Source organism: Methylocystis sp. NC52PC, from assembly GCF_055698645.1.
The window spans coordinates 844,122-860,919 of the sequence record NZ_CP170127.1 but is presented as its reverse complement, the minus strand read 5'-3'; the positions used below and the strand labels follow the sequence as shown (position 1 = coordinate 860,919).

The 16,798-nt window shown below is 65.3% G+C and carries 12 protein-coding genes; 5 read left to right on the top strand and 7 right to left on the bottom strand.

Annotation, left to right across the window (positions count from 1 at the left end; genetic code table 11):
- Positions 1-35 precede the first annotated feature (35 nt).
- Together purH and ACETII_RS06000 are read left to right on the top strand one after the other, a co-directional pair.
- On the top strand, positions 36-1,628 hold the full coding sequence (gene purH / locus ACETII_RS06005) for a bifunctional phosphoribosylaminoimidazolecarboxamide formyltransferase/IMP cyclohydrolase (RefSeq protein WP_472787468.1): 1,593 nt from the start codon (positions 36-38) through the stop codon (positions 1,626-1,628).
- Positions 1,629-1,687: 59 nt separating this feature from the next.
- Positions 1,688-1,999: a cellulose-binding protein gene (locus tag ACETII_RS06000; protein ID WP_472787467.1), complete on the top strand. Its 312-nt coding sequence runs from the start codon at positions 1,688-1,690 to the stop codon at positions 1,997-1,999.
- Positions 2,000-2,090: 91 nt separating this feature from the next.
- On the opposite strand, the gene ACETII_RS05995 is transcribed toward ACETII_RS06000, so the two are convergent.
- The 3 genes from ACETII_RS05995 to ptsP form a co-directional block, all read right to left on the bottom strand.
- Positions 2,091-2,354, bottom strand: coding sequence for a hypothetical protein (locus ACETII_RS05995; protein ID WP_472787466.1), 264 nt, complete (start codon positions 2,352-2,354; stop codon positions 2,091-2,093).
- A 106-nt stretch (positions 2,355-2,460) separates the two neighbouring features.
- The gene (prfA, locus tag ACETII_RS05990) at positions 2,461-3,531 is read right to left on the bottom strand and encodes a peptide chain release factor 1 (protein ID WP_472787465.1); all 1,071 of its coding nucleotides are present in this window, start codon (positions 3,529-3,531) and stop codon (positions 2,461-2,463) included.
- A gap of 51 nt (positions 3,532-3,582) precedes the next feature.
- A complete protein-coding gene (gene ptsP / locus ACETII_RS05985; RefSeq protein WP_363349968.1) occupies positions 3,583-5,847 on the bottom strand; it encodes a phosphoenolpyruvate--protein phosphotransferase in 2,265 nt (754 codons plus the stop codon).
- Between the two features lie 412 nt (positions 5,848-6,259).
- Between ptsP and ACETII_RS05980 the strand changes: the two genes are divergently transcribed.
- From ACETII_RS05980 to ACETII_RS05970, 3 genes are all read left to right on the top strand, one after another.
- Positions 6,260-9,133, top strand: coding sequence for an EAL domain-containing protein (locus ACETII_RS05980; RefSeq protein WP_472787464.1), 2,874 nt, complete (start codon positions 6,260-6,262; stop codon positions 9,131-9,133).
- 193 nt (positions 9,134-9,326) lie between these two features.
- Complete coding sequence (gene ligA, locus ACETII_RS05975; protein WP_472787463.1) at positions 9,327-11,402, top strand: NAD-dependent DNA ligase LigA; 2,076 nt, start codon at positions 9,327-9,329, stop codon at positions 11,400-11,402.
- Between the two features lie 92 nt (positions 11,403-11,494).
- The gene (locus tag ACETII_RS05970; protein WP_472787462.1) at positions 11,495-11,638 is read left to right on the top strand and encodes a hypothetical protein; all 144 of its coding nucleotides are present in this window, start codon (positions 11,495-11,497) and stop codon (positions 11,636-11,638) included.
- A 733-nt stretch (positions 11,639-12,371) separates the two neighbouring features.
- Here ACETII_RS05970 and ACETII_RS05965 read toward each other — a convergent pair.
- From ACETII_RS05965 to ACETII_RS05950, 4 genes are all read right to left on the bottom strand, one after another.
- On the bottom strand, positions 12,372-13,019 hold the full coding sequence (locus ACETII_RS05965; protein ID WP_472787461.1) for a sterol desaturase family protein: 648 nt from the start codon (positions 13,017-13,019) through the stop codon (positions 12,372-12,374).
- Between the two features lie 6 nt (positions 13,020-13,025).
- On the bottom strand, positions 13,026-14,021 hold the full coding sequence (locus ACETII_RS05960; RefSeq protein ID WP_472787460.1) for a fatty acid desaturase: 996 nt from the start codon (positions 14,019-14,021) through the stop codon (positions 13,026-13,028).
- Positions 14,018-15,169 (bottom strand): hypothetical protein, encoded by a 1,152-nt coding sequence (locus tag ACETII_RS05955; RefSeq protein WP_472787459.1) that lies wholly within the window; start codon positions 15,167-15,169, stop codon positions 14,018-14,020. Before ACETII_RS05955 ends, ACETII_RS05960 begins: the two co-directional genes overlap by 4 nt.
- A 379-nt stretch (positions 15,170-15,548) precedes the next feature.
- A complete protein-coding gene (locus tag ACETII_RS05950) occupies positions 15,549-16,793 on the bottom strand; it encodes an aminotransferase class I/II-fold pyridoxal phosphate-dependent enzyme (RefSeq protein ID WP_472787458.1) in 1,245 nt (414 codons plus the stop codon).
- Positions 16,794-16,798 lie beyond the last annotated feature (5 nt).

Genomic DNA, 16,798 nt, shown 5'->3' with positions numbered 1-16,798 from the left:
AAGCGCGGCCCATTCCACAAGGAGGACTTCGCAACATGCCGGTCGATCAGCGTAAAGTCGCGCGAGCGCTACTCTCCGTCTCCGACAAGACGGGGCTCGTCGAATTCGCGCGCGCGCTCGCCGGCCATGGCGTCGAACTCGTCTCGACGGGCGGCACGCGCAAGGCGCTCGCCGACGCGGGCCTCGCCGTCAAGGATATTTCCGACCTCACGCATTTTCCCGAGATGATGGACGGCCGGCTCAAGACGTTGCATCCGAAGGTGCATGGCGGCTTGCTGGCGATCCGCGAGAATCCCGAGCATGAAGCGGCGATGCTGGCGCATGACATCCGCCCGATCGACCTTCTCGTCGTCAATCTCTATCCCTTCGAGGCGACGCTCGCGAAGGGCGCGCCCTTCGATGAATGCGTGGAGAATATCGACATCGGCGGCCCGGCGATGATCCGCGCCGCGTCGAAGAACCACGACGACGTCGCCGTGGTGGTCGACCCTTCCGATTACGCTGCGGTCATCGACGAAATGGCGGCGACGGGCGGCGCGACGCTGAGCGCGACGCGCCGGCGGCTGGCGCAGAAGGCCTTCGCCCGCACCGCGGCCTATGACGCGGCGATCTCCAATTGGCTCGCGCAGGAGATCGGCGACGCCGCGCCGCCGGTCCGCGCCTTCGGCGGGCGACTGTCGGAGCCGATGCGTTACGGCGAAAATCCGCATCAGGCGGCGGGCTTTTATCTTACCGGCGAGGCGCGGCCCGGCGTCGCCACGGCGCGGCAGGCGCAGGGCAAGCAGCTCTCCTACAATAATGTCAACGACACGGACGCGGCTTTCGAATGCGTCGCGGAATTCGATCCCGCGCGCGCGGCCGCCGTCGTCATCGTCAAACACGCGAACCCTTGCGGCGTCGCGGAAGGCGCGTCGCTGGAGGAAGCCTATCGCAAGGCGCTGCGCTGCGATCCGGTCTCCGCCTTCGGAGGCGTCGTCGCGCTCAATCGCAAGCTCGACGCTCAGGCGGCGCGCGAGATCGTAAAGGTCTTCACCGAGGTGATCATCGCGCCGGAAGCCGAAGACGAAGCGATCGAGATCGTCGGCGCGAAAAAGAATTTGCGCCTGTTGCTCACCGGCGGCCTGCCGGACCCGCGCGCCGCCGGCCTCGCCTATCGCAGCGTCGCGGGCGGCTTTCTCGCGCAATCGCGCGACAATGCGGTGGTCGACGACATGGCGCTGAAGGTCGTGACGAAGCGCGCGCCGTCCGAACAGGAGCTCGCCGATCTGAAATTCGCCTATCGCGTCGTCAAGCATGTGAAGTCCAACGCCATTGTTTACGCGAAGGACCTGGCGACGGTGGGCGTCGGCGCCGGGCAGATGTCGCGCGTCGACAGTTCGCGCATCGCCGCCCATAAAGCCGCAGAGGCGGCGCAGGCGGCGGGATCGAGCGAGAGTTTCGCGAGAGGGTCGGTCGTCGCTTCCGACGCCTTCTTCCCCTTCGCTGACGGCCTGCTCGCCGCGGCGACGGCCGGCGCGACCGCCGTCATTCAGCCGGGCGGCTCGATCAACGACAAGGACGTGATCGCCGCGGCGGATGAACAGGGCCTCGCCATGGTCTTTACCGGCGTGCGGCACTTCCGGCACTAGCGCAGGCGTCCCTGTCTCGGATAAGGTGCGCGCAATATTTGTATTCTCGGGAGTTCAACATGCGCCGCGCCGTTTTTCTGTCCCTCTGCCTCGCTGTGTCGACGGGGCTCGCCGCCGGCGACGCCGCATGGGCGAAATCCCGCAAGGCCGGCGTGCGCGTTGCGCCTCAGGCGGCGGCCGATCCCAACGCCATCCCGCTGCCCAAGGATTTGACCAGCAACAAGAACTGGCTCGATGACGGCGCCGGCAATCCGGCGACGGGCAATCTCCAGCCCGACGCGCACAACAACGACAATTATTTTCTCGAACAGCGCAATGGCTATGATCCGACCTGGTACACCGAGGCGGGCCAGCTTTTCGACGGCAACTGAAGGGCGCCCCCGAGTCCGTCGTATCTCGCCGGACTCGCCCTTCCCAAAATGCGATCGACCTAACAGAGCCGCCCCTCTGACCACCGCGTAATTAATCGCAATAGCGCACGCGGCGGAAGCCGACGACGTCGCCGAAGTGATTGTAGATCGGGCGGCGCGTCGTGTAGCAATCGCGATAGACGACGTCGGGACCATAATAGCCGCCCGTCATGGCGCCGCTGGCGACCGCGCCCGCGGCAAAGGCGCCGAGTCCGATGGCGGCGGCCGCGCCGTCGCTCATCGCGGCGGCGGGAGTGGCGGCGGCGCTCGACAGGCCGGCGGCGACAAGGGCGGTAAAGGCGATCTTCTTGAACATGGCGCTCTCCTCTTTCAGACGTTTCGCTCGGCGGTTTGCCTTGCGAATGAGGAGAAGCTAACGGGCTTCGTTCTCGGCGTTTGTGCGATGGGGCACAGGGCGAGGATTACGCGGCGCTCTGCGCCAAAAGCTTTTGCTGATGGTCGGTCAAGAGCCCGTCGATGATCTCGTCGAACTCGCCTTCCATCACGCGATCGAGCTTGTAGAGCGTGAGATTGATGCGGTGGTCGGTGACGCGGCCTTGCGGGAAATTATAGGTGCGGATGCGTTCCGAGCGGTCGCCGGAGCCGACCTGGCTCTTGCGGTCGGCCGAGCGCTCCTGATCGAGCCGCTGACGCTCGGCGTCATAGAGGCGCGAGCGCAGAAGGCTCATCGCTTTCGCCTTGTTGCGATGCTGCGAGCGCTCCTCCTGCATCATGACGACGATGCCGCTCGGGATATGGGTGATGCGGATCGCCGACTCCGTCTTGTTGACGTGCTGGCCGCCGGCGCCGCCCGAGCGCATCGTCTCGATGTTCAAATCCTTGTCGTCGATCGTAATGTCGACGTCTTCCGCCTGCGGCAGAACGGCGACCGTCGCGGCGGACGTATGGATGCGGCCCTGCGTCTCCGTCTCCGGCACGCGCTGCACGCGATGCACGCCCGATTCGAATTTGAGGCGGCCATAGACGCCGCGCCCCTGAATCTCGGCGACGATTTCCTTGAAGCCGCCGAGCGCGCCGGGACTCTCGGAGACGAGCTCGACGCGCCAGCCTTTCAGCGCGGCGTATTTCTGATAGGCGCGGAAAAGATCGCCGGCGAAGAGCGCCGCTTCGTCGCCGCCCGTGCCGGCGCGCACTTCGAGAATGACGCCCTTCTCGTCCGCTTCGTCTTTCGGCAGCAAGGCGAGCTGCAAGGCTTTCTCGGCCCTTTCGAGCCGCTCCCGCGCCTCGCCGATTTCGGCTTCGGCCAGCGCGCGCATATCGGGGTCGAGCGCGCTGTCGGCGAGCATGGCCTCGAGGTCGTTTGCCTCGCGCTCGGCGTCGCGATAGGCGCGGATCGCCTCCACGACCTCGTCGAGCGTCGCGCGCTCGCGCGAGAGCGCGACAAAGGCCTGCCCGTCGGCGCCGCGCGACAGTTTCTCGCCGATTTCCTCATAGCGGCGCATGATGAGATCGAGCTTGTCTTGTGCAAACATGTCTGGTCTTCGAGAACGGGAGAGGGGCGCGTCTTTTGGAGAAAGGCGCCGCTACAAGGGCACGCCGCGCGAGAGGGCGAAATCGCGCAGCTTTTCGCGCAGCGAGGGCGCGCCGTCGTCGGCGGCGAGCAATGTCGCGAGATAGACCTGCGCCTCGTCGAGATCGAGGCTGAGGATCATCGACTTCACCGGGCCGATGGCCGAGGGCGACATTGAGAGCGAGCGATAGCCGAGCGCGAGCAGAGCGAGCGCCTCGAGCGGGCGACCGCCCATCTCGCCGCACAGCGTCACGGGCGTTCCGGCTCGGCCGCCCGAGTCCGCAATGCGCTCCAGCGCGCGCAGCACCGGCGGCGAAAGATTGTCGTAGCGCTTGGAGACCCGCGTATTATCACGGTCGGCGGCGTACATGTACTGGACGAGATCGTTCGAGCCCACCGAGAGAAAATCGGCGCGTTCGGCGATGAGATCGAGTTCCCACAACAGAGAGGGCACTTCAACCATCGCGCCGAGCCGCAGCGTTTCCGGTTCGCCATAGCCATGGCGCCGCAGATGTTCGAGCTCGCGCAGGGCGATCGCCTTCGCCGCTTCGAACTCCGCGACATTGGCGATCATCGGGAACATGATGCGCAGTTCGCGGCCCGCGCCGGCCTTCAGCATCGCGCGCAGCTGCATGCGCAACAGGCCCGGGCGGTCGAGGCCGATGCGGATGGCGCGCCAGCCCAGCGCCGGGTTTTCCTCTTCGATCTTCGCCATATAGGGAAGGATCTTGTCGGAGCCGATGTCGAGCGTGCGGAACGTCACCGGGCGGTCAGGCACGGCGTCGAAGACGCCCTTGTAGAAGCGATACTGGTCGTCCATGCGCGGAAAGCGCGAGGCCAGCATGAATTGCAGCTCGGTGCGAAACAGGCCGATCGACTGTGCGCCGGTTTCATGCACATGCGGCACGTCGATGGCGAGGCCGGCGTTCATGTGCAGCGCGATCTCGACGCCGTCCTTCGTCACGGCGCGCACGTCGCGCAGCTTGGCGTATTGTTCCTGGCGCCGGGCGCGCAGCCGCGCCTTTTCGGCGTAGGCGCTCTGCACGTCGGGCTGCGGACGCACATGCACCTCGCCGGTGGACCCGTCGACGATGATCGGATCGCCCGTCTCGACGAGATCGATGATCCCCGGCACGAGGCCGACCGTCGCGACGCCGAGCGCGCGCGCGACGATGGCGACATGGCTCGACGGGCCGCCTTCTTCGAGCACCAGCCCCCGCAGCCGCGCGCGGTCGTAATCGAGGAGGGCGGCCGGCCCCATGGTGCGGGCGACGATGATGGCGTTTTCGGGAACGCTGTCGCGATCGGCGACATAGCTCTGGCCGGTCAGCTGATGCAGCAGCCGATTGGCGATGTCGTCGAGATCGTGCAATCGATCGCGCAGATAAGGGTCGGTCTGGCGCTGCATGCGCGCGCGCGCGTCGCTTTGCACGCGCTCCACCGCCGCCTCCGCCGTGAGGCCCGACTTCACCGCCTCGCGCAGGCGACGCACCCAGCCGCGGTCATAGGCGACCATGCGCACGGTCTCGAGAACGTCGCGATGTTCCCCGGCGCCCATGCGGTCGCCATGCGCGACAAGTTCGTCGATCGCGGCGCGCATGGCGTCGACCGCCTGTTCGAGGCGGATCAGTTCGCGCGTGAGATCCTCGGCGACGAGCTGCTTCACGACGACGCGCGGCTCATGCAGCAGGACATGGCCGAGGCCGACGCCGTCGCACATGGGCGCGCCTTTGAGCGTCGCAGGCCGGTAAAGGGCGAGGTCGCGGGGGTCTTCGATCGCCTGCAGCTCGCCCGAGGCGATGAGCTCGGCGAGCAGCATCGCCGTCGTCTGCAGCGCCTCGACTTCCTCCTCGGAATAGACGCGGCGCACCTTGTTCTGCACGACGAGGACGCCGAGCGTCGAGCCGCCGCGCAGGATCGGCACGCCGAGGAAGGAGTGATAGGCTTCTTCGCCCGTTTCCGGCTTATAGGCGAAGGCCGGATGGTCCTGCGCCTCGGAGAGCGCCAGCGGCTCGGCGCTGCGGGCGATGAGGCCGACGAGGCCCTCGCCGGCGTGCATCGTCGTCTGGTGCACCGCTTCGCGGTTCAGGCCTTCGGTGGCGTAGAGTTCGAGCCGCTGGTCGGCGCGCAGGACATAGACGGAACAGACCTCGGCGACCATATTGGCGGCGATCTGCACGACGATCTTGTCGAGACGCGTCTGCGCGCTCACCGGCTCCGCGCTGATCTCGCGCAACCGGCGCAGCAGAAGGCGGGGACCGCCGAGAGCGCTACGCATCCTTAATCATTCCCACCCACAAGGCGACGCCCGCGGCCGGACCGTCGCGAAACTGCCGTTCGCCCTTTGTCGGGAAATCCGCGCGCGCCGCGCTGCCGACGCCCTGAAAGCGTATATTGGCGGCCTTCGCCCTCCGCAAGCGCAGCCGACCTCCCCTCGCAAAGACCATACCGCATTTTCCCCTGGTTTGAATCGAGCTTGCGGAACAGGCTGGGAAGCTCTAGTGCTTTAGGCGTCCGCCGCTTGTGGTCCCGCCGGGCGGGCGCCCCGAAGAACCAGGGCTTCGGGCTGAAGGACAACCTTGGGCTGCATTTTCGCCCCGCATTTGTCGCGCCCTGGCCGCGATCCGTAGCTAAGAACGACCGCTCGACAAGAGAAGAGCCAGCCAGCAGGCCGCAGCCGAGAAGAGAATGTGCGTCTTCACAAGCTTCTGATCGCCCTATTCGCCCTTCTGGCCACGACGACCGCAGCCCTCTGCGTTGAATCGGTGCGCGTCCCGCAGGGCGCGCGGGCGATCGACCTCACCCATGTCGTCGAGAAGCATTCGTCCCAGACCGACCGCCTGCAGGTGTCCACCGCGCCCGGGTCGGACGGCATTGTGCGCCGCATCGAAGTCGGCGCCCGCGAGGCCGGCAGCCGGCCGAACTGGATCGTCTTCGCGCTCACCAATGACACCGACGAGCAGATCGAGCGCCTGCTCGTCGCCCCGCATTTCCGGCTCCAGGGCTCCGGCGTCATCTGGCCCGACCTCGGCTCGACCCGCATTTCCGCGATTACCGCGAGCCAGGGCTTCCCGCCCGAGGCGGAGGATTCAGCCGACGCCGACGTCTTCCGCCTGACGCTCGATCCGGGAACGACGGTCACCTATGTCGCCGAGCTGCGCACGCCCAACCTGCCGCAGCTCTATCTGTGGGAGCCCGAGGCCTATAAGGACAAGGTGACGAGCCTGACGCTCTACAAGGGCATCGTCATCGGCATCGCCGGCCTGCTCGCCCTCTTCCTCACCATCGTCTTCGTGGTGAAGGGGGCGGTGATCTTCCCGGCCGCCGCCGCGCTCGCCTGGGCGGTGCTCGCCTATGTCTGCATCGATTTCGGTTTTTGGGACAAGATCTTCGGCTCGGACGCCAACACCGACCGCATCTGGCGCGCCGGCGCCGAGACGGTGCTCTCCGCGACGCTCGTCGTCTTTCTGTTCGCCTATCTCAATCTCGCCCGCTGGCATGTGCGCGCCTGGCATGTCGCGGCCCTTTGGCTGCTGATCCTCCTCGATCTCGTCGGCCTTGCCCTGTTCGACGCGCCCGTCGCGGCGGGCGTCGCCCGCATCTCGCTCGCAACGATCGCCGTCGTCGGCTTCGTTCTGGTGCTTTATCTCGCCTCGCATGGATTCGAGCGGGCGATCATGCTCATCCCGACCTGGTTCCTGCTCGTCGTCTGGGTGGCGACGGCGGGATTCGCCGTGGCGGGCTGGATGACGAACGACCTCGTCTCGCCGGCGCTGGTCGGCGGCCTGGTGCTCATCGTCATGCTGATCGGCTTCACCGTGATGCAAAACGCCTTCGCGACAGGCGGCCTGTCGCATGGCGCGATCAGCGACGTCGAGCGCAAGGCGCTGGCCATGACCGGCGCCAATGAGATTGTCTTCGACTGGGACGTGCCGGCCGACCACATCTATGTGAGCCCGGAGGCCGAGGCGGCCCTTGGCCTCGACCGCGGCGGCCTCGAGGGCGCCGCCTCCTCCTGGCTCGATCTGCTGCATCCCTTCGAGCAGGACCGCTATCGCGCCTGTCTCGACGCCCTTCTGGAGCAGCGCCGCGGGCGCATCAATCAGGAGTTCCGCCTGCGCGCGGCCGACGGCCATTATCTCTGTTACCGCCTGCGCGCGCGCCCGGTCGTCGGGCCGGACGGGGAAGTTATCCGCGTCGTGGGCACGCTCACCGACGTCACCGACGAACGCAACGCCCAGGAGCGCCTGCTCCACGACGCCGTCCACGACAATCTGACGGGACTCCCCAACAAGGAGCTGTTCTTCGACCGGCTCGAGGCGGCGCTCGTCTTCGCGCGCATGGACAAGGACGTGCGCCCGACGGCGCTCGTCATCGACATCGACCGGTTCCGCCAGATCAACGAGCAGGTCGGCGTCGCCATGGGCGACAGCATTCTGTTGACCGTCGCGCACCGTCTCACCCGCCTTCTGCAGCCGCAGGACACGCTGGCCCGGCTGAATGGCGACACTTTCGCGATCATCCTGGTTTCCGAGACGCATCCCGACCATGTGATCACGCTGGCGGATTCGGTGCGGCGCTCGCTGGCGACGCCGGTGCGCTTCGCCGACCGCGAGATCGCGCTTTTCGCTTCGATCGGCATCGCCCTCTACGACCAGCAGACGCATCCCGGCGCGAGCGACATGCTCGACGACGCCGAGATCGCCATGCGCTTCGCCAAGCGCACGGGGGGCAATCGGATCGAGGTGTTCCGCCCCTCGATGCGCGTGCAGCGCTCCGACCGGGTGACGCTCGAAGCCGATATGCGCCGGGCGCTGGAGCGCGGCGAAGTGAAAGTCTTCTTCCAGCCGATCGTACGGCTCGAAGACCGCACCATCGCCGGCTTCGAGTCGCTCTTGCGCTGGGATCACCCCAGGCTCGGCCTTCTCGAGCCGGCGCAATTCCTGCCCGTCGCAGAGCAGACGGGGCTCATCATCGATTTTGGCCTGCTGGCGCTGGAGCGAACGGCGCGGGAGCTCGCCGCCTGGCAGCGGGCGCTCGCCGTCGATCCGCCGATCTTCGCCTCTGTCAACGTTTCCTCGCGGCAATTGCTGCGTCACGACCTGCTGCGCGACGTGAAAAGCGTGCTGATGCGCCACAATGTCGTGAAGGGCAGCCTCAAGCTCGAGCTGTCCGAGGGGCTCGTGATGGAGAATCCCGAATATGCCGCGCAGATGCTGGCGCGCGTGAAAGAACTCGGCGCCGGGCTGGCGCTCGACGATTTCGGCACGGGGTATTCGTCGCTCGCCTATCTCCAGCGCTTCCCCTTCGACACGATCAAGATCGACCGCTCCTTCGTGAAACAGAGCGGCAAGGGCGCCCGTCCCGTCATCCTGCGCTCGCTCATCGCGCTGGCGCAGGACCTCGGCATGGACGTCGTGGCGGAGGGCGCCGAGACGGAGGCCGACGCCATCGAGCTCTATCAACTCGGCTGCGGCTATGCGCAGGGCTACGCCTTCGGGCGCCCGATCAGCGCGCAGGAGGCGCGGCGGCTCGTCGGCGCCGCGCCGGAGGCGGCGGCGTAAGGGTCTCGCGAAAAGGCCCGTGGCGCGATAGGTTGCGTGTGAACGCAAAGCGAAGCACTCCGAAAAGTCCGTGAGGGGCGGGGGACCGTCCAATTCTCGGCTCGAGAGGATATCGCTTCGCCTCCTCTCAACGACGGCCGCGCCATCACGTCGAATGAAAAGAACGCCTCCCGCTTCCAAACCCGTCGAAGAAATGACCGCCCGCCAGGCGCGGGCCGAACATGCGCGGCTCGGGGAAGAGATCGCCGAACACGACCGGCGCTATTATCAGGAAGACGCGCCGGTCGTCTCAGACGCCGATTACGACGCGCTGCGCCAGCGTTACGAAGCGCTGGAGAAGGCGTTTCCCGAGCTCGTCTCGGCGGAGTCGCTGACCAAAAAGGTTGGCGCCAAGCCGTCGGAAAAATTCGCCAAGGTGAAACACGCCGCGCCGATGCTTTCGCTCGGCAATGTCTTTTCCGATGAAGAAGTCGAGGATTTCGTCGCGCGCGTGCGCCGCTTTCTGGGCCTGCCGCAAAGCGCGCCGCTCGCCTGCACGGGCGAGCCGAAAATCGATGGTCTGTCTTGCTCTCTGCGATATGAAAACGGCCGCCTCGTTCAGGCCGCAACGCGCGGCGACGGCTATGAGGGCGAGGACGTCACGGCGAATATTCGCACGCTCAAGGAAGCGCCCGAGAGGCTTCACGATGGCGCGCCGCGGATTCTGGAGGTGCGCGGCGAGGTCTATATGACGCACGCCGATTTCGCCGCGCTCAACGAACGCCAGAAGGCGGCTGGCAAGCAGATTTTCGCCAATCCCCGCAACGCCGCGGCGGGCTCCCTGCGCCAGCTCGACGCGCGAATCACCGCGGAGCGGCCGCTGCATTTTTTCGCTTATGGCTGGGGCGAGGTCAGCGCGTTGCCGGCGACGACGCAATGGGGCGTGCTGGAGGCGTTCAAGGCCTTCGGCCTCAAGGTCAATCCGCGCACGCGGCTCTGCCGGAGCGTCGACGAAATGCTGGCTCAATATCACGCGATCGAGGCGGATCGCGCGCGGCTCGGCTACGACATCGACGGCGTCGTCTACAAGGTCGACGACATTGCGCTCCAGGAGCGGCTCGGCTTCGTCTCGCGGGCGCCCCGCTGGGCGGTGGCGCATAAATTCCCGGCCGAGCGCGCGACGACCATTCTGCGCGACATCGAAATTCAGGTCGGGCGCACCGGCGCGTTGACCCCTGTCGCACGGTTGGAGCCGGTGACGGTCGGCGGCGTCGTCGTGCAGAACGCAACCCTCCACAATGAGGACGAGATCGCCCGCAAGGACATTCGCATCGGCGACACCGTCGTCGTGCAGCGCGCCGGCGACGTCATTCCGCAAATCGTTGAGGTCGTGACCGAGAGGCGGCCGCCGCAGGCCAAGCCCTATGAATTCCCGCAAGTCTGCCCGCGCTGCGGCTCGGCGGCGTTGCGCGAGATCGACGAAAAGACCGGCGAGGCCGACGTCGTGCGCCGCTGCACCGGCTCGCTCGTCTGTCCCGCGCAGGCGGTGGAGCGATTGAAGCATTTCGCCTCGCGCAACGCCTTCGACATCGAAGGGCTCGGCGACAAGCAGATCGAGTATTTCTATCACGAGGGGCTTATCCACACGCCCTCGGATATTTTCACGCTGGAGGAGCGTGACCGCAAAAGCCTGACCAGGATCAAGAACCGCGAGGGATTCGGCGAAACCTCGGTCAAAAATCTCTTCGCCGCCATCGAGGCGCGGCGGCGCATTCCGGTCAATCGCTTCATTTATGCGCTGGGCGTCCGCCATATCGGCGAGACCAATGCGCGCCGACTCGCCCGACATTTCGGCGATTTCGAATCCTTACGCGAAACGGCGCGGGAGGCGGCGCCCGGCTCCGAGGCGCGCGCGCGGATCGACTGCATCGACGGAATCGGGCCGGCGGTCGCCGAGGCGCTGCACGACTTCTTCGCCGAGCCGCATAATGAGAAGGCGCTCGACGCGCTGCTCGCGCAGGTGCGGCTCGAGCCCATGCCGGAAATTGCGTCGTCGTCGCCGGTCGCCGGCAAGACGGTGGTGTTCACAGGCTCCCTCGAGCGTCTGACCCGTGACGAGGCGAAGGCGCAGGCCGAGCGCTTCGGCGCCAAGGTCGCAGCGTCGGTGTCGAAGAAAACCGATCTCGTCGTCGCGGGTCCTGGCGCGGGCTCCAAGCTTGCCAAAGCGGAGGAACTGGGGATCGAGGTGATCTCGGAAGACGAGTGGTTCCGGCGGACGGGGCAGGGGTGACGCTCTGGACCCTACTCGGCGCGCTTCGCAGGGAAGGAAGGATACGGCTCGCCTCTAGCTTGGCGCCCCCTGTCTTGTGTCAGCGTGCGGTCGTGCGGTTCATCGTTGTGGACGGTCAGACTGACCATGTTTGCGGCGACTTTGCAGACGTGGAGTTAGGCACGGCGTCGAACGGGGACAGGCTGGAGAAGCTCTGCAAGGCGGCCGCGCGCATCGCCTTCACGGATGAGTGGTAATGAAGGGGGCCACGTGGTGATGGCTTCGATGATGAGGGACGGCATGGTGCCATGGATGATGTGCGTGAGGGCGCGAGTGCCGCACACCATTCTGCTTGCCCGGAGGGACAACCCTCACGTGCCCTTGTGGCAAGGCATGACGAGCTGAAGGGGCGAGAACTGTTGGGTTTATGACTTGGTGCTGCACCATCGGATTTACATACTGCGCTCGCGCGGTTCCCAGCGACATTAATCCGCAACCTAAACAGATAATCGCTCTCAGCATCGCAGCCCCAGTTCCTTACAGGGTTTCTCCTCGCATGTTAGGTATCACACCGGCGTGGGCGGAAGCTAGGCTCAGGACTCATTGATTGAGATAGAAGGCGACGGCGGCTGCGATGCAGATGGCGCCCGCCGCCAAAATTAATAGGTCCTGACCCTACACTAGCAGTCCTCATCCTGAGGAGCCGCCAAAGGCGGCGTCTCGAAGGACGAGGGCTGCGCGCCGGCCGGCGAACTGCGGGGCCGCTTGCCGAGAGCATGCCGCCGGTCCATCCGGCCCCTCGTCCTTCGAGACGCCCGCTACGCGGGCTCCTCATCCTTCGAGACGCCCGCTACGCGGGCTCCTCAGGATGAGGGTCCTTGGAGTGCGATAGTTGATAGCGCAGCTTCGACAAGCAGTCCGAGGCGCGGCAAAAGGCGATCCCTTTAGACGAAAGGAGGCCCCGCGAAGCGGGGTCGGTGGGGGAGATGCTCACACCGCCTTCGCGCCCGGCGTGTCGTCCTTCTTGTAGGCCGTGCCGAACACGTAATCCCACCAGATCGCGTGCACGCCGAAGCCTTTCTCCGCGTCGCGGAAATGATGCAGCATGTGCAGCCGCTTCACCAATTTTCCGAAGTCGGAGGTCGGCTGGCTGTGATGCGTCCAGTAATGCACGCAATCATAAGCGACATAGCCGGCCATGAAGCCCGCGAGCACCGGCCAGGCGAAGGTCGCGCCGAACAAGAGGCGGGTGATCGCAAGTGCGATGAGCATGATCGGCCCCGACAGGAGCGGGGGCATCACGAGCCGCAGCGGGTCGTTCGGATAGATGTGATGTACGCCGTGGATCAGGAACTGGAACCGCGGCCCGAGCCCGAACGGCAGCGGAAACACCGTGTGAAACAGATAGCGGTGGCCGAAATATTCGGTCAGCGTCCAGGCGACGTAGCCGATGACGAGTCCGAGCAGCAGCAGTCCGATCCCCATCGACGACAGCGAATAAAAGACGAGCCCCAGAATGATCGGCGTGTAGACGATCACCGGCGTGAGGTGATGCACGCGCGAGAGCTTGTCGAGCAGGTCGTTTTCGAAGAGGCGGGGCGAGGCGTCGAGCGCGTCGGTTCTGATGTCCTGGGCCATGTTAACTTACTCCGCCGCCGCGGCGACCGTGGCGTCCCGCTCCGCCGCCTGCGCGACATTTTCGGAGCGCGTGCCGAGCGAATAGGTCGGGTCGAAGATGAAAGTGACGAGCAGCGCCACCCAGGAGCGGTGGCACCGCAACGTGTCATAGAACTCCGGCGCCATCGCCCTCAACTCGGGCAACCGCGTCCATGGAATTTCGTGAAAATCATGGTGCTCGTTGTGATAGCCGATATTGAGCGCCAGTTTGTTCAGCGGCCCATAATAGTCGAAGGTTCCCTGGTCGGGGCCGAAGGCGAAATGCTCCTGAAGCCAGCGCGCGCTCAAGGGATGCAGCCCGCCGACCGAAAACCAGAAGGACAGGAACAGATAGAGCAGCGCGTTGGGGCCGAAGGCCCAGAGCATAAAAAGATCGAAGGCGATGATGACCGCGATGTTGATATAGGTCCATTTGCCCATGATCGGCACGGTTCCCTTCAATCGCGACAGCCGCGCGAGCTGGATGGCGGGGAAGCCGAACAGCCACGCCGCCTTGCGCCAGGCGCTGTCGCCGACCCATTCGACTTCCCAATGGCTCGGGATGTCGGCGTCGTAGTCATAGGCCGAGAGATGCGAATGGTGCTTGATGTGGTAGCAACGAAAGCCCATCGCGGTCGGGAAGGCGTTGGGCAGATCGGCAAGGATCGCCGTCCATTTATTGGCGAGTGGGCTTTCGAACACGCAATTGTGGATCGCGTCGTGGATGATGACGAAATTGGCGTGATTGGCGAAGGCGCCGACGCAAATAGCCAGGATCAGCGACAGCCACCAATAGGAGAGACCGAGCCAGCCGAGCCAGGCGGCGATGAGAAACTGGCCGAGAAATATGCCGGCGGTGATTTTGAAGGTGACCGGGTCACGCCCGAAAAGCGCGCGCACCTGCGGATATTTCTCGAGGATCTGCCGGCGGCGCTCGACATGCGAGCGGTCGGCGCCCTGGGCGGTGACCGAAATGCCGTTCATGGCGATGCTCCGAATTGCTTCTCGTAAATGCGGTGAACCTTGTCGACCTTCCCGCCGAACATCTCGATTGGCCGGCGCATCGCCATATTGTCCTCGAGCACCCAGCCCGCCTCCAGATGCTTGATCGAGGCGGAGGCCCCGCGCCGGCGCATTTCCTCGATCATCCCGAGCAGTATGGCGCCGCCGGTGGCGCTGTTCTGCAAGGCCTTGCGCGTGCCGAGGAGAACGATGCGCGCGGCGTTGAACTTGTGATTGCGCATGCGCGAAATCAGTTTGGGCAGGCCGAAGGGAAACAGCCTGCCGTCGAAGTCGGCGACGATCTCGAAGAGATTGGGCAGCGCGATGACGAAGGACTGCGGCTTGCCGTCGAGCTCGGCGACGATGCCGAATTCGGGCGGCATGACGAGGTTGAGCGCGTCGGCCGTCGAGTCGAATTCGGCCTTGGTGAAGGGCACGAAGCCCCAGTTGCCGCTCCAGCCGTCGTTGAACAGTTCCTCCATCAGCGCGGTCTCGCCGGTCTTGAGCTTGCTCTTGTCGAGCGGGCGCAGCGTCAGCCGATCGCGCCATTCCTTGCGGCTGGTGATGCGCGGCTTTTCGTTGAGCAGGGTCTCTTCGATGGCGAAGCGATAGGAGAGGAGGTCCTTGGCCTTGCCATAGCCCAGCGCCTCCAGATGGCGCGAGAGATAGGGCGGATGCCAGGGCATGAAGATCATGGGCGTCGCTTCGAAGCCCTCGACCAGCAGGCCGCATTCGCCGTTGATCGTCGGCGAGAACGGGCCGTTGATCCGGGTCGCGCCCTTCGCCTTGAGCCAGGCCTCGGCGGCTTCGGTCAGCGCCCGCACGACCTCGGGGTCATCGATCGCGTCGAGCGCGCCGAATTGCGCGGGGCTCGCGCCGACGGGCGTGATCCCGGTCTTATAGACATGCGCCGAGATGCGGCCGACCCATTCGCCGTCGCGGCGGGCGAGGAATTTCTGATCCTCGACGAGCTTGTAATGCGGGTTGAGGAAATGCGCGAACAGCGTCCAGCGCTCGACGTCGAGCGGCGGGGCAAAGCCCGGCGCGCCCTTATAGAGAAGGCGCGGCAGCCTGCAAAAGGCTAGAAATTGCGAAAGCCCGGAAACTGGAACGATCTCGATTCGCGCCATGTCCCAAAGTCCTACTCTGCAAAGGGTCAGCGACAAAGCGTCAAGATGACGCGGCGGCGGGTTTTGAATTTTGAGACGTAGAACTTCAGGGATCCAGCAATGAGGGCGAGGCTTTTTGGGGCGTCTGTCCTCTTATCAGCGAGGCGGCCTCGTCCTTCGAGACGCCCGCGGCGCGGGCTCCTCAGGATGAGGCCTAAGTCTTTGTAAAAAAGTCTTTCATTGCAGGAGCCCCTCATGCTGAGGAGCGAGCGAAGCTCGCGTCTCGAAGCACGAGGGGCGCTATGCGCCGCTCGCCCACTTACAACGGGGATGTAAATCTCATCACGACTCGACCGGGGCAAAATCAAATTGAGACACTGCCCGGCGGCGCGCGCCGGGATCAAGCCGCGGCGCCCGACATGGCGGCGGCGACGATGCGCTGCGCCTCTTCCGAGACGGGCGGGATCTCGCGCAGCGCCTGGATCACGCCGCGAATTTCGACCTCTGTATGGTTGGCGGAGAAGAAGAAGCGCAGCCGCGGTCCGTCCTTGGGCACGCCGATGCGCACGACCGGCGGCACGTAATATCCCTTCTCCAGAAGGTGACGCGCGGCCCACATGGTTTCGAGATCGCTGTCGAAGAGGATCGGCACCACGCCGCGCCCGATGGCGGGCCCGGTGGAGAAGCCGTTTTCATGCGCGACCTGACGGAACAGCTCAGCGTTTTGGGCGAGCTTGTCGATGCGCCAGGTCTCTTCCTGCATGAGGGCGAGGGCGGTGCGCGCCGCGGTGAGGACGACCGGCGAAAAGCCGACGCTGTAGACGAAGCCCGGCAGGGTGAAGCGGAACCATTCGATCACTTCCTTCTTGGCGCAGACATAGCCGCCGCAGGAGGCGAGGCTCTTCGACAAGGTGCCGACGAGAAGATCGATTCGCTGCGGATCGACGCCCTGATGCTCGGCGAGGCCGCGGCCCGTCTCGCCGAGGACGCCGAGCGAATGCGCTTCGTCGACCATGAGCCAGATCTTGTATTTGTCCTTGATCGCATAGAGGCGCGGCAGGTCGGCGGTGTCGCCGTCCATGCTGTAGACGCCCTCCACCACGACGAGGACATTGCGATACTCCTCGCGATGGCGCGCGAGCAGATGCTCGAGATGATCCATGTCGTTGTGGCGGAATTTCACGACATGCGCCGGCGCGCCCTCGGCGCCGTAGACGATGCTGTTATGCGCGAGCTCGTCGATGAAGATGGCGTCGCGCTTGCCGTTCATCAGATAGGCGATGGTCGTGACATTGGCGAGGTAGCCGGAGACGAGCGCCAGCGCGCTCTCCATGCCGATGAATTTGGCGATCTCCGCCTCGAACTGCTTGTGCGTGGTGCGCTCGCCGCCGACGAGCCGCGACGCGAGCGCGCCAATGCCGAGATGGTCGACCTCCTGCTTCGCCGCCTCGCGGATGCGCGGATGGTTGGCGAGGCCGAGATAGTCGTAATTCGCGAAACTGACGAAATGGATCCCCTGGGCCTCGAAGTCCGCTTTCAGCTTGTCGATCTGGGCGAAGAACGGATTGTTGAATTCGAGGAGAGCGTTGCCGGCAAGGCGGAATCGCCGCGACGCATAATCCGAGAGGCTTCTGTGTCTCGTCACTGAAT

Excerpts from the sequence above, each read along its gene's own strand:
- ACETII_RS06000 (WP_472787467.1), top strand. The coding sequence starts at position 1,688 with ATGCGCCGCGCCGTTTTTCTGTCCCTCTGCCTCGCTGTGTCGACGGGG.
- ACETII_RS05995 (WP_472787466.1), bottom strand. The coding sequence starts at position 2,354 with ATGTTCAAGAAGATCGCCTTTACCGCCCTTGTCGCCGCCGGCCTGTCG.
- ACETII_RS05955 (WP_472787459.1), bottom strand. The coding sequence starts at position 15,169 with ATGGCGCGAATCGAGATCGTTCCAGTTTCCGGGCTTTCGCAATTTCTA.
- purH (WP_472787468.1), top strand. The coding sequence starts at position 36 with ATGCCGGTCGATCAGCGTAAAGTCGCGCGAGCGCTACTCTCCGTCTCC.
- ACETII_RS05960 (WP_472787460.1), bottom strand. The coding sequence starts at position 14,021 with ATGAACGGCATTTCGGTCACCGCCCAGGGCGCCGACCGCTCGCATGTC.
- ptsP (WP_363349968.1), bottom strand. The coding sequence starts at position 5,847 with ATGCGTAGCGCTCTCGGCGGTCCCCGCCTTCTGCTGCGCCGGTTGCGC.
- prfA (WP_472787465.1), bottom strand. The coding sequence starts at position 3,531 with ATGTTTGCACAAGACAAGCTCGATCTCATCATGCGCCGCTATGAGGAA.
- ligA (WP_472787463.1), top strand. The coding sequence starts at position 9,327 with ATGACCGCCCGCCAGGCGCGGGCCGAACATGCGCGGCTCGGGGAAGAG.
- ACETII_RS05965 (WP_472787461.1), bottom strand. The coding sequence starts at position 13,019 with ATGGCCCAGGACATCAGAACCGACGCGCTCGACGCCTCGCCCCGCCTC.